The organism is Phenylobacterium sp. (genome assembly GCF_004297125.1).
Classification (GTDB): Bacteria; Pseudomonadota; Alphaproteobacteria; order Caulobacterales; family Caulobacteraceae; genus Phenylobacterium.
The window spans coordinates 335681-350455 of record NZ_SCVD01000021.1; the positions used below are offsets into that span (position 1 = coordinate 335681).

Below are 14775 nucleotides of genomic sequence, written 5' to 3' on the forward strand. Positions count from 1 at the left end.
GCAGATGTCCGAAACAGTTGAGACGGCCGATCCTCCCGCGAACGAGCTTCCGCTCTCCGCCGTGCTGCTCGACATCGCCGACCATGGCGAGCCGCGCATCTCCGTCGCCGAGCTGATGCAGAAGTTCGGCGGCCGGGCGATCGGCGCGCTGCTGTTCATCTTCGGCCTCGCCTGCACCCTGCCGCTGCCCCCGGGCGCCACCACGATCTTCGGCTTCCCGCTGCTGCTGCTGGCGCCCCAGCTGATCATCGGCGCCGGCGCGCCCTGGCTCCCCGAGCGGGTGAAGAGCCGGACCATCTCGACCGCGGACCTGAAGTCCGGCCTGCCGAAGGTGATCCCCTGGCTGCAGAAGGTCGAGGCGGTGTCCAAGCCCCGCCTGGTGCTGCTGTTCGGCCGCACGGGCGAGCGGCTGATCGGCCTGGTCTGCACGGTCCTGGCCTTCGTGCTGATCCTGCCGATCCCGCTTGGCAACATCCTTCCGGCGCTCGCGGTGGCGGTGCTGTCGTTCTCGCTGATCCAGCGGGACGGCCTGATCGCCATCTTCGGATACGCGCTGGCCATCACCAGCGCGTCGGTCCTCGTGCTCGCCGCTCACATTATCGTCAGGACGTTCCAGCACATGTGGACCGTCATCACGCCGGCTTGACACCTTCCACCACCAGGAGCGTTGTTCATCACATGCAAGTCCAAGTCACCGGCAAGCACGTCGATGTCGGCGAGGCTCTGCGCACGCGAGTCTCCGACGAACTCACCACCAGTATCGCGAAATATTTCGACCGTGACGGCGGCGGCGCCGACGTGGTCGTCAGCCGAGAGGGAAGCGCTTTTAAGGTCGACTGCGCCGTCACGCTGGCTTCGGGCCAGCAACTCACCACGCAAGGGGTCGGCGGCGACGCCCACCTGGCCTTCGACGCGGCGCTGGAGAAGATGTCCAAGCGCATCCGCCGGTACAAGAACCGGCTGAAGGACCACCATCCCCAGGCCGTGGCCGCCAACCGGGCCGAGAGCGCGGCCTATTTCGTCATCGCGTCCACCGACATGGACGAGGAGGAAGACGACAACGAAGCCGAGGCCCCCGCCTTCGGCGAGCCGATGATCATCGCCGAAACCGAGCGCCCGATCCGCTCGATGACGGTTTCTATGGCGGTCATGGAATTGGACCTGACCGAAGCTCAAACAATCGTGTTCCGAAACGCCGCGCACGGCGGACTTTCGGTGGTATATCGCCGCCCCGATGGGAATATCGGCTGGATCGATCCCGAGCGGACCAAGGGCCGCAACGGATCCGAGGGGGATGGGGCTGGTCCGGCCCACTGATCGAAGGCCTGCGTGGGCCCGCCTGCCCCGGCGGGTCCGCGTCGATTAGGGTTAACTCTTCAAGACCATGAACATCGGCGAATTGCTGGATCGCACGGCGATCTCGACGCGTGTGAGCGCGGCTAACAAGAAGAAGGCCCTGGCGGTGATCGCGGAGATCGCGGCCCGGAACTTCGGCCTCGAGCCCGGGCAGGTCCTGGACGCCCTGGCGGAGCGCGAGGTCGCCGGCTCCACCGGGGTCGGCCACGGCGTCGCCGTCCCCCATGCCCGCCTGGAAGGCCTTCAGCGCATGCGCGGCGTCTTCGTGCGCCTGGAACAGCCGGTGGAGTTCGAGTCGGTGGACGACCAGCCCGTCGACCTGTTGTTCGCGCTGTTCGCGCCGAAGAACGCCGGCGCCGAGCATCTGCGCGCCCTGGCCCGTGTCTCGCGCCTGCTGCGCCAGGGCGAGCTGCGCGAACAGCTCCGCAAGGCCCGCAGCGCCGACGCTGTGCATGCGCTGCTGGTGCAGGACATCTCCGCCCGCCCGGCGGCCTGAGCGCGCACGAAAAAGGCCGGCCTTGCAGCCGGCCCCTTCCTCGATGCGATTTGCGTTCGGATTAGTGGACCGACACCGGCGCCAGCTCGTGGGCGAGGGCCGCGGCCATCGCCGAGTCCTTGTCGGTCAGTACGGCCAAGCGCTCGCCGTCGGCGCGATGCACCGCGTACAGCGTCTGGTCGGGATCGAGCTCGAAGCTCTGGATTTGCGCCGCGGGCGTGCTGGCGATGATCTCTGCCGCCTTGATGGGACGGACATAGACCAAATTCGGGGCGCCCAGCGCCGCGAACGCTTCAGTCGTAAGAATGGGCGTCATCATGACCACCTCCGTGAAACTCAACGCTCCGATAGGCCGCAGGTTCAGCGCACCTATCTTTTGTAAGGACCCCGGCTCATCCGGCAGTCCCGCTGGTTAGTCTTTGTCGAAGCTCAGCCGGCGGTGCGGATCGGGATGGAATGCACCCGTTTTTCCGGCTCCGGCCTCGCCAGATCGATGTGGAGCAGGCCGTGCTCCAGGGTCGCTCCATCCACCACCATCCCGTCGGCCAGGACGAAGCTTCGGACGAAGCCCCGGGCGGCGATGCCTCGATGCAGATAGGCATCCTCGGACTTCCCCGTGGCCTGGCCTTCGCGCTTGCCGGCCACCACCAGCTGGCGGTCTTCGACGGTCACGCTGAGCTGGTCGGGCGAGAAGCCCGCGACGGCCAGGGTGATGCGAAGGGCGCCTTCGCCGCGATCCTCCACATTGTAGGGTGGATAGCTCTCGGCCGCGGCCTTAGCCGCCCGTTCGATCAGGCTTCGGGTATGTTCGAAGCCCAGCAGAAACGGGCTGTCGAAAATCAGACTACGGTTCATTCCTCAGAGTCCTCGCTGGAAGCGACTCTCCGATCGAACCGCCCGGCATCGGCTCGGTTCGACCGGACCCAGCTTATGTGGGAACCCGCACCGCCTTGATCAATGATGGGCGTGGAAGACCCAGATGGCCCCGCGTCGTGTTCAGCCGCTGGAACAGCAGGTCGGGCGCCGGCGCCCCGTCGTGCATTGGGCTTACGAGGCTACGGATCGTGGACGCGTCACTTGGCGTAGAAGCTGAGGGTGGCGGAGTCGTGGAACGCCTTGCCGTCGGCCGCCACCACGCGGATTTCCATCTTGTGCGGCCCGGGCTTCACGATCCCCGCGGGCAGGGTCACGCGGAAGCCCGACGGCGTCACGGCCCCGGTCTTGTAGTAGGCCGCCACGTCCTGGCGCTCGCCGCCGTAGTTCGTGCCGTAGGCGACGCCGTCGATAACGATGTCGATGGCCTTGCCCGCGGTCCTGGCCACCGGGTCGAAGCCGAAGCCGGAGAAGGTGGTGGGCTGCCCGGACTGGATCGTGGCGGGGATGTTCAGCGGGTCCTGCGCCCCGTTGATCATGTCGAGCGTGAAGACCGCCATCTCCGGGCGCTTGGCCAGGCCGGCGGACGCCGGCGGCATGACCGTGGGTGCGCCCGCGGCGGCTGCGGCCGCCGCGGCGACCGCAGCGGGGCGGGGCTTCGGCTTGTCGCAGGCCGAGACGGTCAGGAGCAGGATCGCGGCGAGCGGCAGGGCGGCTTTCACGGTCGGATCTCCGAGGTCGAGAGGGTTGATTGCCACAACGCCGGGGTGCGGAGAAGCGGTTCGGCGTTCCGCGCCGCCGCGATGATCCCCAGTGATGCGGCGACCAGCGGCGGCCGCCGGCCGGCCCGCTCGCGGGCACGGCCAGCGCCCCCAGGGCCCCGGCGCCCTCGCGGAGTTGGGGCGAACGACCTCCGCGCCCGACGGCGCGGAGGTCGCCGGACGCTAGGTCGCGATTCCTTCGGCGATCAAGGCGCGCCGCCGGCGGAGGGACGCGCCCGCCAGGCCGAAGCCGGCGATCATCAGGGCCCATGTCGCAGGTTCCGGCACGGCGGGAAGGTCTAGTTCGCCCGCCAGGGTCAGGCTGTTGATCGGCCGGGGGACCGTGCGGTTGAGGACGCCCACGCCTTCGAAGGCGCCGCTGGCGCCCAGGAAGCGGCCGGTTCCTCCGGTGACGACGTAGTGGACGAAGGAATCGAAATAGCCCGGCATGCCGGCGATCGCGACCAGTTCTCCGGCCGTCGTCCCGAACAGCTCGTCGCCCAGGTCGAAGGCGAAGCTGAACGACCCGCCGGTGTAGCTGGAGCCCACGCCGGGGGGTGGCGGAACCAGGCAGTGCGCCTGGCTGGGCCCGAAGGCTCCGAAGTTCGACGCGCCGCTGGTCGTGGCGGTCAGGGGCGAGAAGCTGACCATGACCTGGCCCGCGGCGCAGGAAGGATTCGGCGCTGGGGGTGGGGTGTCGTTGGTGAAGCTGCCGCTGAAGGCCACGACCGCCGCGCTGGCGGGCGCCGCGGCGCAGATCGAGAACACGGCCAGCAGAGCGCCTGGCAGCGTGTAGGGGAAGACGCGGTTCATGCTATTCTCCGGTTGTCTGGGCCGCCCGAAGCGGCGGGTCCAGACGAGGCGGATCGCGGCGCGCAGGGGAATGATGGACCTCTGACGGTTTGCCGATGGTTTTCTAATCTCGTCTGGAATCAGGGTTTGTGCGCCGCGCCGCTCATACGGACGGGCGTCCCGGCGACGGTGGAATCCGCAGTCCGGGCGAGTCTGGCCGCGGGCCGTCTGCTGCGCCACAAGACGACGACGCGGTTCGTGCCGGTGTCGCCCCATGCGCACCGACATGCGGTTCATCGCCCGTGCCGAGAGCGCGGCCTGTCGAACGCTGGGAAGCGCGATGCGGCCTGAGGCTGCATTTTTGGCTCGCCTGTGCAACTCATAGATGCAAGCCTTGCGAAACGCATCCTCGCGAGAGACCCACGTCCATGGCGGAAATCCTGATCGACGGAGAACTCTTCCTCCGCTGGCTCCGCAGCGATGCGGCGGATCTCGCCTTGCTGGCCGGCTGCGAGTTCGATGATGGCGAGCGGGAAAACCTGTTGTCGGTGACGGGCGCCGACCGGCGACGCCAGGTCCTGATCTGCGTCGACGACAGGGGCGAGGCTCGCATCGCCTTCAGCCGCCTTTCCAAGGGCTTCCCCGTTGTCCCGCCCGGCCATCCGCTGATCGCTGCGGTGGAGGCTGGGCTTTCTCTTCAGGAGCGGGCCGACCGGGAGGCCCAACAGGAGATGGGACCCGAGTTCGCGATCCAGTTCACGTCTTCCGTTGACCTGAACCGGGTCCACGCAGCCGTCATGGCGTTCCGCGCCAACCGGCTGCCGGAGGAGGCGGAGCGATACGATCAGTTCGACGCGTTGAAGCGCAACAGGCTCTATGCCCAAGGCGCCCGGATCGCCGAACGCTGGCGGGATCTGGCCAAAGCCGCGGGGGCGCCCTGGGCCGACATCGCGCTGAATCTCGCCTGGTTCCTTCGGGTCACCGAACAGCCGCTGCGCGCCATTTCGGCGGTGGAAGAATTCTGGCGCGCCAGGGGACCTCGACCTTCCCCGCGCCTGCGCGCGGCGCTGGCGACGGTCGAAGCCGCCGCGTACACGGACAAGTTCGAACGCCGTGGCGGCCAGCGGCCCGATCTGGTCGCAGCCTGGAACGCCATCGGCCGGGCATGGGCGATCGAAGCCGAACGCGATCATCCCGAAGTCAGCAGCGTCTATCGCAGGCTCGAGGGGTTCGGCCCCGATCCGCGACGGAGCCGCTGAGCGGTTCGCGAGCGGTTTCCGGCGAAGCCCGAAACGGAGAAAGCCCGCCGGGTTTGCCGGCGGGCTTCCATGGTGGAGCTAAGCGGAGTCGAACCGCTGACCTCTTGAATGCCATGGGCCCCGGAGGCCATTTTCGGCCTGTTTCAGGCGATCTCATTTCGTTTCTAACTCATTGTAGGAGTTGAAGAAATGGAGGACTTGGGCAAAACTGGGAACGGGTGAAACCTGGGTACCAATTTTGCCTGTTGGTACCCATGCGGTACCCAGAAAAGGGCCTCCTGCGATGCCGAAACTGACTGAAAAACTGGTCGCCGCACTGGCCCCGGAGGCCGCGGAGTACGTCGTTTGGGACACCGAGGTGACCGGCCTGGGCGTGCGGGTCCGGCCCACCGGCTCAAAAAGCTTCATCCTGGTCTACCGGCGGGGCGGCAAGAAACGGAAGCACACCATGGGTCCGCTGCGGGCGGACTATGGCGTGAAGGAAGCCCGCGACCGCGCCGGCGATCTGCTGCACGGCTTGCGCAGCGGCGTCGACCCACAGGACGCCAAGGCCGAGGAACGCGGGGCGATCAGCGTCTCCGAACTCGCCGACGCCTACCTGGAGGACGGTCCCGCGCTGAAGCCCGAGAAGAAGGCGAGCAGCTGGGACACCGATCGCGGGATCTTCAAGAACCACGTCAAGCCGCTGATCGGCCGGATCCTCGCCCGCGAAGTCACGAAGAACGACGTGGCGATGATGCAGCTCGACATCTCGAAGGGGAAGACCGCCAGGTCCGAGAAGACCGGTCACCGGCGCCGCTCCAACGTGAAGGGCGGCAAGCGAATCGCCTCCATGGCCGTCGTGGTGCTCGCCGCCTGCTACCAGTGGGGGATCGAAACCGGCCGGGTGACCCACAATCCGGCGCGCGGCGTCAAAGGCTTCAAGACGACGCGCCGCGAGCGCTATCTCTCGGAAAGGGAGGTCGCCTGCTTCAGCGAAGCGATCGCCGAGATCGAGCGCGAACAGCCGCACATGGAGGTGATGGCGGACGCCGTGCGGCTGCTGATGCTCACGGGCTGCCGGAAGAGCGAGATCCTGACCCTGGAATGGGCCTGGGTCGACTGGACCAAGAGCTGCCTGCGGCTGCCGGACTCGAAGACCGGCGCCAAGGTCGTTCCGCTCGCCGACGCCGCCGTGACCATCCTGAAGCGCCGCTGGGAGGCGAACCGCCCCGAGCCGGACATGCGCGGGCACAATTCCGGCGAACATCCGGAGCCGAAGCGTCGCTCGCCTTTCGTGCTGCCCGCCATGAAGGGCGACGGCTGCTATGTCGGTCTCGGCCATCACTGGGAAATGGTCCGCGTCCGGGCGAACCAGGTCTCGCGCACGCGGGCGCAGGAGGCCGGCGATCACCCCGATGATGTCGCGCCGCTGACCAATGTCCGCCTGCACGATCTGCGGCACAGTTTCGCCAGCTTTGCCATCGCTGATGGCGCGTCGCTGTTCATGGTCGGCAAGGTGCTCGGCCACAAGCAGTCGCGCACAACGGAAATCTACGCCCACCTGAGCGACGACCCGATCAAGCAGGTTGCGAACCGCACCGCGTCCCGCGTGGCCGCCGCAATGGGCGGATAGGCGGGCGGGCTTCACGAGCCCACGGTGGACCGTGATCATGGGACACAACCGGCCCATTCGCACCCTGTTGGGTCGTCCGAGCGTCTATGCCTCGAGCTGAGGTGGGCGGACCGAACGCGTCCGAGCGGGCCCTCGCGAGCGCCGCGCATGGCGCCGACAACACTTTGGGTAGGGGGAACCCGGATTCGGCGAGCAGCGCGGCGGCCTCGCCGCCACTCAGTCCCGCCGACACGTCCAGCCAGTCCTGCGCGTCCAGCAACGCCGGACCGGGGGCGTGCTGATCCAGACGCTGGGCCGGCTAACCTGCGGGACTTGGCGGGCAGTCGCGTTCGTGCGCGGGCGAAACCGGCGCGACGGGCGCCCCGTTGAACCTATCCGACGATGGCTCAGGGGGCCCCTTGACCGATCCGAACGCCCGGTTGGTTCTCTATGTCGAGGATGATCCCGCAGTCCTCAAACTCGGCGTCGTGGCCCTGGAAGACGCGGGTTCCGGGTTGAGCCCGTCCAATCGGGCGTCGACGCTATTCGTGAGCTCGAGCAGTCCGGCGCGTCTTTCCGCGCGCTGGTGACGGACATCGACCTGCCGGGCGGGCCCAACTGACGACCGTCGAGTCCGAGCGCGACGTATTGCATGAACTTGCAGGCAGAGGCGCGGAACCTCCAAGCTTCGGACACAGCCAAGCTACATCGACGCAAACCGTAGCTATCCAATCGGGCGCTTGAAAGCGTCACGTCTTGCGCGCGAAGCAAGACTTGACGCGGGAACCCCATCTGATCCTGGAGAGAGTCCGCGCACCGTCAGGCGATGACGGCGGGGCGCGCCGCCAAACCGCCGCCGGCCCCAAAGGGGCGGCCACGCCGGCGCACCGCAAGAGCCGCTGTTTGAGCGGCGGGCTGCGCGCGACCGACGGGCGCTGTCCGAACCCGATGGGGGCGTTGCGGGGCAGGCTGTGCAAAAACTCCGGAAGGTCGTCGGGTACGATCACCACGCCGTAGTCAGCACGAGAAGACCCGGCTCGCGGCATCATCAGCTAGGCCTCCAGGGTGCTCGACGACAGGCTGCCAGGAGCACGGGCTCTGAGCGTAAGTGAGCCCGAATGTCGCAGTGCTGGCGGCGTTCGACAGCGCAATGTTAACCGTGCCTTCCCTATTCACCCGTCATCTCGAAGGCCAGAAGCAGGCTTAGGGGCGACGGGTGACTTCGAGATACGAAACCGAGCGCCTCGCGGCCCTGCACGGCTTGGACGTCCTCGACACCCCGCCGGAAGCCATGTTCGACAGTATGACCCGGCTTGCGGCGCTGACGTTTCAGACGCCGATCGCCCTGGTCTCCTTGGTCGACACCGACCGGCAATGGTTCAAGTCCTGCGTGGGCCTGGATGTCCGCGAGACCTCTCGGGACGTGGCCTTCTGTGATCACGCCATTCGGCAGCCGGGCGTCATGGTGGTGCTCGACGCCACGCAAGATTCCCGTTTCGCCGGCAATCCCCTGGTCACCCGGCGAGCTTGGGATCCGATTCTACGCCGGCGCGCCGCTGATGACGTCGTTGGGGCACAGGCTGGGTACGCTGTGCATCATCGACCAGCATCCACGCGCGTCCTTTGACGAAGTCCAGCGCGCCCAACTGGCGGCGATGGCTAACGCGGTCACCGACGCGATGATCATGCGGCGTGACATCTCCAACTTCATATCGCTGGAGCGAGATCGGGCCAAGGATCGCGCTCTCTTGGCGCAAGCCGAAGAGATGGCGGGAGTCGGTCATTGGTCCTGGGATGCAACGACCGACACGACGTTCTGGTCTCCCGCCGTTTACCGCATCCATGGGTATGACCCCGCGCTGCCGCCGCCTGACCTTGCTGGAGTCCTGGCACTATATCATCCTGACGACGCCGCGACCCTGGCCAGCCTCGTCGAACGCGCCGTGTCCCAGGGCGAACCCTACTCGCTGAATGCACGGATCATCCGGCCGGATGGCGAAACCCGGCATGTGTCGGCGCGCGGGACCTGCGATCGCGACGAAACGGGCGCCGTGCGTTCGCTGGTCGGCACCTTCGTCGACGTTACCGACCTTAAGCTCGCGGATGAAAACCTTCGCGCCAATGAGGCGCGCCTCAAGTTCCTGATGGATCAGTCGGCGGACCTGATCATTCGCGTTGAGCCTGGCCGGGGCATCACCTGGGTTTCCCCGAGTTGCCGCCTCTACGGATATGAGCCGGAAGATCTCGTCGGAACCTTTGCTCTCGAGCTCGTCCATCCTGATGATCTGGCGAATGTTGAAGCGGTGCGTGCCGCGCGGTTCGCGGGTCTCCCGGACCCGCCGGGAAGCACCCGTGAACACCGCATCCGCCACAAGGACGGAAGCTGGATCTGTGTTCAGGGCAACCCGACCCTGATCAGGGTCGCGGACGGCCAGGTCCTCGAGATCGTCAACGTCCTGAGGGACGTGACCGTCCAGCGCGAAACCGCACGCGCCCTTGAGGCGGCCCGTGATACGGCCGAGGCGGCCGCTCAGGTGAAGACCGACTTCATGGCCAACATGAGCCATGAGATCCGCACTCCGCTGACCGCGATCCTGGGCTACACGACCCTGCTTTCGGAACGACCGGAGCTACACCTTGAGGCGCGTACTTACGTTTCGCGCCTTGGTAATGCCGGTCAGGCCTTGCTGGCGATCGTCAACGACATTCTTGATTTCTCGAAACTTGAGGCCGGGCAGGTCGTCATTTCGCCGAAGCCAACGCAGCCCTCCAATTTGCTTCGCGAGACGTTGCTGATGTTTGCGCCGCAGGCCGATGCAAAGGGCATCGAACTCGATTTCGCAACCGTTGGCGAACTGCCGGGCGCGTTGCTGGTCGATCCTGACAAGACGCGCCAGATCCTGCTCAATCTGATTGGCAATGCAGTGAAGTTCACCGACCGGGGGCACGTGCGCCTGACGGCCAGCTATGACGCTGCCAACGGCCAGTTCGATGTTTGGGTTGAGGACACCGGCCCGGGCATGACCCAGGAACAGACCCACAAGCTCTTCCAGAGATTCTCGCAGGTCGACGGGTCGTCGACGCGCCGCCATGGTGGAACAGGTTTGGGACTGGCGATCAGCCGTGGCCTCGCCGAAGCTATGGGCGGGGACATCGACGTGGCGAGCGGGCTGGGCCGAGGTTCGACTTTCCATCTCCGGATTGCGGCCGTCGCCGCGGAAGTCGCTGACGATTTCGAAACCACAGAAGCAGCTGGACGCGATGTGCTCGACGGAATTCGCGTGCTTGTCATCGACGACAATCCCATCAACCGCGAACTCGCCCGCGCGATCCTTTCGCCTTTCGGGGCCGAGATAAGCGAGGCGGCGTCGAGCCGCGATGGCCTCGCCATCGCGTCCGAGATGCCAGTCGACGTCATATTGTTGGATATGCGAATGCCAGAAATGGACGGGCCGGAAGTCCTAGCATGCCTGAGGGCTGGCGAAGGCCCCAACCAGTCCGTTCCGGTCCTGGCGTTTACGGCGGAAGCGGAGGAATTCTCGACACATGTCGTCGACGGCTTCGATGGGCTAGTCGCCAAGCCCATGATTCCGGCCGACGCCGTCGCAGCTATCCATGCGGCAATCGTTGGGGACTTCGAGGAGGCGGCTCGTGTTGCACTTTGAACGAGACCGGCCGCGCATCCTGGTGGTGGATGACGACCCCATGGTGCCTGATATCGTGACGACCCGGCTCTCACTGGCCGGGTGCACAACCTACAGCGCCCGCGATGGATTGGCCGCCGTCGAACGGATTCGGGAAGTCAGGCCTGTCGCCATGGTCTTGGACATCAACATGCCCGGGCTCGACGGCTTTGGCGTCCTGAAGCACATGAAGATTACCGGTTCGATCCGGTCGATCGCGACCCTTGAGCTTTGTTGAGGGATCTGCTCGGGACCAGATCAACCTGCTTCCCCCCTGCATCGACGACTATGTTGCTAGTAATGCATTGGCCCGCGTCGTCGATGCGTTCGTCCCCAGCTTGAACCTAGCTGAGCTGGGTTTCGGCCGCGCGCAGCTACGGGCCGTCCTGGATACCATCCAGCCGATATGCTGCGGCTCTACATTGCGGATTCCGGGCTGATCGCGCCCGTCATTCCGAAATGATGCCGCCCACCATTCCGATCTGATGCCGCCCACCGTTCCGATTAATCCCCGCGCGGCATTCCGAGATGATGCCGCCCAGGGCGCGGGCCGTGAGGGTCTTCGTTGGCTCTAGGGTTCCTCCTTTTGGGAGGGGCCGATGCCGACGGAGAGGATCGCCATGCGCCGCGTGCGCGAGATGCTGAGATTGAGCCGGGACGCCGGCCTGGCGACCCGCGAGGTGGCGAGGCGGACCGGGGTGGCGCCCTCGACGCTGCGGGAGATGTTCCGCCGCTTTGAGACGTCCGGGCTGACGTGGCCGTTGCCGCTGGACCTGGCCGACGCCGAACTGGAGGCGCGGCTCTGCGGCGAGGCCGGGACCAAGCAAGGCCACCGCCGGCGCGCCGAGCCGGACTGGGCGGCGCTAAACCGGGAGCTGAGGCGCAAGCACGTCACCCTGCAGATCCTGTGGGACGAGTACATCGAGGGGCATCCGGACGGCTATCGCTACAGCCGGTTCTGCGAGCTCTACCGCAGCTGGGAAGCGCGCCTGCCGGTCAGGCCAGCGTGCTGAGCGGCGAGAACAGCAGGCCCACTCCGAAGCCCTGGACGAACCCGCTGGCCAGGATCGGCCCGGAGGTCATCTCGAGGTTGAAGCCGCCCATCATCCACAGGCCGCAGACGCAGAGGACGAGGCCCAGGAAGAGGCACATGCGGGGGCCCAGACGCGTCATGGCCATCGGCACGAGCAGGAACGAGACCAGCGATCCCAGGCCGCGCGTCACGCTGGCGACCCCGGCCTGCGTGGCCGAGTAGCCCATCAGATTCTGCATGAACGAGGGCAGCAGCGCCGTCGTCGAGAACAGAAGCACGCCCACGAAGAACCCGAACAGGGTAGTGCCGATGAAGTTGCGGTCCTTGGCGAGGTCGCGGTGGAAGAAGGGATGCTTGGCGGTCGCCGTCTGAACGATGAAGACCCATAGGCCCGCCAGCGCGATCGCGGTCTCGACCCAGATCTCCTTCGAGTCGAACCAGTCCCGACCGGGGCCGCGATCGAGCATCGCCTGGAGGCCCACGATGAAGGCGATCAACCCGCCGAAGCCGACGAAGTCGAAGGGCCTGGCCCGCCCTCCCGGGTCGTGGGCCATGAACCGCAGCACCCCCAGCGTCGCCAGGATTCCGATCGGCAGGTTGATATAGAAGACCCAGCGCCAATCGAGCTCCTCGGTGATCCAGCCGCCGAGCGTGGGGCCGGCGATGGGGCCCAGGATCACCGCGGCGCTCCAGATGCTCATCACTCGCGGGATCATGGTCATCGGGAAGATGTCCAGCATGACCGATTGCGAGAGCGGCATCAGCCCCGCGCTCGCCAGCCCCTGCAGGACCCGGAAGGCGACCATCTCGGGCACGTTCCGGGCGAGGCCGCACAGCATGGAGGCGATGGTGAAGCCGATGATCGACCCCAGGAGCATGGTCTTGCAGCCGATCTTCTGCGCCGGCCAGCGGCGTCGCCACCGCGGTCGCCAGGATGTACGAGGTCAGCACCCAGGTGATCTCGTCCTGAGAGGCCGAGAGACTGCCCTGCATGTGCGGCAGCGCCACGTTCGCGATCGTGGAATCGAGCGTGTACATCAGCGTCGCCAGCTCAACACGGCCGGGGCCGCCCCACTGCACGGCCCACCGCGTCCCAGCCGGCGCGGGCTACTCGTGGACACATCTATTCAACCATACCCTACGTTCGGCAAGTGTCGTCGCCCACGCAACGCCGCGAAGGCGACACCGCCGAGCTTGATGACGTGCACATGGTTGGTCATTGATGCTTTTGGGGGGCGACGCGTCGAACATGTCCAGAAGCACAGGCCAGATCGACCTGGCGAAGAACGAAGCCATACTGGACGCCGCTATCGAACTGTTGGTGGAGCGTGGCGTGGAGGCGTCCCTGGAAGACATTGCGCGCCGCGCGGGTGTCGCCAAACAGACCATCTATAACCACTATGGTTCGAAGAACGACGTGGTGCGCGCCCTCGCCGCTCGGCGCGCCGCCTCGATCGCGGCCCCCTTGGCTGGACTGGATGCCGCCCAGCATCCCGAGCGGACCCTCGCTGCGTACGGCGTCGCATTGCTGCAAGCGCTCCTCGCGGCCCGCAGCATCGGCTTCATGCGCTTCGCCATCGGCAGCGCCGCGACGTCGCCCGAACTGGCGCGGGCGATCTATCATTCGGGGATCCGCACGAGTCGAACCAGTCTCGCCGACTACCTCGTCGTCGAGGCCTCGGCAGGACGGCTCAGCATCCCCAATCCCAGTCAGGCCGCAGAGATGTACGCGGGGATGGTGATCGGGAGCCTCCAGTCCGCCCTTCTACTGAACGCTCGCACGGACATCTCCCACGAGGAAATCGAAGCCACCGCCTGCGAGGCTGCGCATCGCTTCATGCGCGCGTTCGCTCCGGACTAGCGCGATCGCAACCCCTCCATCGGCTTTGCACCAGCTCGAAGCTTTCGCTTGCCTCGGCGGCCACCGAGGCGACCTTGAGGTCCGGACAGTGGTGCAAGGTGGCGATCATCAACGGACAGCGGGGGGTGAGCGATAGGCGTTGGTCGGGCAGCCTCACGTCTGGACCTCCCCTACATGCCATGCGAGGCCTCCGAGCCACAGAGTCACAGAGCATCGCGCGAATGTAATATACATTATAGGCTTTACGGCTGAGTGCTCTAGCCTGAGCGAGGATTTCCCCAAGTGCAAAGTGCGGCCGATGTGGGGGCGCGACGGAATGCCATCGCCGCCGCCGCGCTGCGCGTGATGCAGCGTCAGGGCCTTGACGGGCTAAAAGTACGCGCCATCGCAGCAGAGGCCGGCGCGAGCACCGGCGCAATCACGCACCACTTCCCGTTCAAGAGCGACCTCCTCGCGGCGGCTTCAGAACTGTTAGCGAGCCAAGTCCGCGCACGCATCAAACGCGCCGAGGCGGCGCAGCCGGCGCTGGTCGCGATTCAGAGAACGATGCGCTATGCGCTGCCGCTAACCCCCGAGATGCGGGTGCACTGGCGCGTCTGGATCAGCTTCTGGGCTAGGTCAAGCGATGCGGATGTCGCCCGCATTCTCCGCTCTGACTACGCTGACTGGCACGAGCAGCTCACCAAACTCGTAGGCCGCGCGCAGTCTGAAGGCGACGTGGCAGCCTGCGCTGACCCGGCGCTCGTGGCTCGGGGGCTTGCGGCGATGCTGGACGGGGTCGCCATTGGCATGCTTCGGGATGGCAGTCGCCTGGCCACGCGGCCGCGATTGGCTGAATATTCTGCGGCAGACGGGCTAGGGCAGAACATTTCGGACTAGCCGGCCCCATGGAGGGCCCGTCAGCCGGAAAAGAAAAACGGACGCGCCAAAAGGCGCGCCCGAAATGACAGAAAAACTGCCGATGAGAATTCTAGCAATAATTGTATCATACATTATTGTCAAGCATCCATGGTCTGGGGCTTGGCCGAGCGCTGGCGGACGTGGAGCGTGGCGTTGAAGGTGAGGAT

General features: G+C 66.2%; 16 protein-coding genes and 1 pseudogene. 12 read left to right on the top strand and 5 right to left on the bottom strand.

Annotation, left to right across the window (positions count from 1 at the left end):
- Positions 1-4 precede the first annotated feature (4 nt).
- The 3 genes from EPO51_RS14605 to ptsN all read left to right on the top strand — a co-directional run bounded on the left by EPO51_RS14605 (position 5) and on the right by ptsN (position 1852).
- On the top strand, positions 5-646 hold the full coding sequence (locus EPO51_RS14605; RefSeq protein ID WP_293351743.1) for an exopolysaccharide biosynthesis protein: 642 nt from the start codon (positions 5-7) through the stop codon (positions 644-646).
- Between the two features lie 32 nt (positions 647-678).
- A complete protein-coding gene (gene hpf, locus EPO51_RS14610) occupies positions 679-1317 on the top strand; it encodes a ribosome hibernation-promoting factor, HPF/YfiA family (protein WP_293351745.1) in 639 nt (212 codons plus the stop codon).
- Positions 1318-1384: 67 nt separating this feature from the next.
- Positions 1385-1852 (top strand): PTS IIA-like nitrogen regulatory protein PtsN, encoded by a 468-nt coding sequence (ptsN, locus tag EPO51_RS14615; protein WP_293351747.1) that lies wholly within the window; start codon positions 1385-1387, stop codon positions 1850-1852.
- A gap of 61 nt (positions 1853-1913) precedes the next feature.
- Here the strand turns inward: ptsN and EPO51_RS14620 are convergent, their stop codons facing one another.
- From EPO51_RS14620 to EPO51_RS14635, 4 genes are all read right to left on the bottom strand, one after another.
- Entirely contained in the window at positions 1914-2171 is a 258-nt protein-coding gene (locus tag EPO51_RS14620; RefSeq protein ID WP_293351749.1) for a DUF1150 domain-containing protein, read from the bottom strand.
- 110 nt (positions 2172-2281) lie between these two features.
- Complete coding sequence (locus EPO51_RS14625) at positions 2282-2707, bottom strand: Hsp20 family protein (RefSeq protein ID WP_293351751.1); 426 nt, start codon at positions 2705-2707, stop codon at positions 2282-2284.
- A gap of 218 nt (positions 2708-2925) precedes the next feature.
- On the bottom strand, positions 2926-3447 hold the full coding sequence (locus EPO51_RS14630; protein WP_293351753.1) for a hypothetical protein: 522 nt from the start codon (positions 3445-3447) through the stop codon (positions 2926-2928).
- 222 nt (positions 3448-3669) lie between these two features.
- The gene (locus EPO51_RS14635) at positions 3670-4299 is read right to left on the bottom strand and encodes a PEPxxWA-CTERM sorting domain-containing protein (protein ID WP_293351755.1); all 630 of its coding nucleotides are present in this window, start codon (positions 4297-4299) and stop codon (positions 3670-3672) included.
- Between the two features lie 407 nt (positions 4300-4706).
- Between EPO51_RS14635 and EPO51_RS14640 the strand changes: the two genes are divergently transcribed.
- The 7 genes and pseudogenes from EPO51_RS14640 to EPO51_RS14670 form a co-directional block, all read left to right on the top strand.
- Positions 4707-5537, top strand: a complete 831-nt coding sequence (locus tag EPO51_RS14640) for a hypothetical protein (RefSeq protein WP_293351757.1) — start codon at positions 4707-4709, stop codon at positions 5535-5537.
- Between the two features lie 181 nt (positions 5538-5718).
- Entirely contained in the window at positions 5719-7152 is a 1434-nt protein-coding gene (locus tag EPO51_RS14645; RefSeq protein WP_293351759.1) for a tyrosine-type recombinase/integrase, read from the top strand.
- A 398-nt stretch (positions 7153-7550) separates the two neighbouring features.
- Positions 7551-7721, top strand: a complete 171-nt coding sequence (locus tag EPO51_RS14650) for a hypothetical protein (protein WP_293351761.1) — start codon at positions 7551-7553, stop codon at positions 7719-7721.
- A gap of 626 nt (positions 7722-8347) precedes the next feature.
- A complete protein-coding gene (locus tag EPO51_RS14655; RefSeq protein WP_293351763.1) occupies positions 8348-8758 on the top strand; it encodes a hypothetical protein in 411 nt (136 codons plus the stop codon).
- Complete coding sequence (locus EPO51_RS14660; protein WP_293351765.1) at positions 8691-10796, top strand: PAS domain-containing protein; 2106 nt, start codon at positions 8691-8693, stop codon at positions 10794-10796. Before EPO51_RS14655 ends, EPO51_RS14660 begins: the two co-directional genes overlap by 68 nt.
- Positions 10783-11052, top strand: coding sequence for a response regulator transcription factor (locus tag EPO51_RS14665; RefSeq protein WP_293351768.1), 270 nt, complete (start codon positions 10783-10785; stop codon positions 11050-11052). The genes EPO51_RS14660 and EPO51_RS14665 overlap by 14 nt, the downstream gene beginning before the upstream one ends.
- Before the next feature lie 382 nt (positions 11053-11434).
- Positions 11435-11812: pseudogene (locus EPO51_RS14670) on the top strand (helix-turn-helix domain-containing protein); the annotation flags it as partial.
- On the opposite strand, the gene EPO51_RS14675 reads toward EPO51_RS14670, so the two are convergent.
- Complete coding sequence (locus tag EPO51_RS14675; RefSeq protein WP_293351770.1) at positions 11811-12725, bottom strand: DHA2 family efflux MFS transporter permease subunit; 915 nt, start codon at positions 12723-12725, stop codon at positions 11811-11813. The pseudogene EPO51_RS14670 and the gene EPO51_RS14675 overlap by 2 nt on opposite strands.
- Positions 12726-13069: 344 nt before the next feature.
- Between EPO51_RS14675 and EPO51_RS14680 the strand changes: the two genes are divergently transcribed.
- The gene (locus tag EPO51_RS14680) at positions 13070-13708 is read left to right on the top strand and encodes a TetR/AcrR family transcriptional regulator (RefSeq protein WP_293351772.1); all 639 of its coding nucleotides are present in this window, start codon (positions 13070-13072) and stop codon (positions 13706-13708) included.
- A 282-nt stretch (positions 13709-13990) separates the two neighbouring features.
- Positions 13991-14587: a TetR/AcrR family transcriptional regulator gene (locus EPO51_RS14685; RefSeq protein WP_293351774.1), complete on the top strand. Its 597-nt coding sequence runs from the start codon at positions 13991-13993 to the stop codon at positions 14585-14587.
- The last annotated feature ends 188 nt before the right edge of the window (positions 14588-14775 follow it).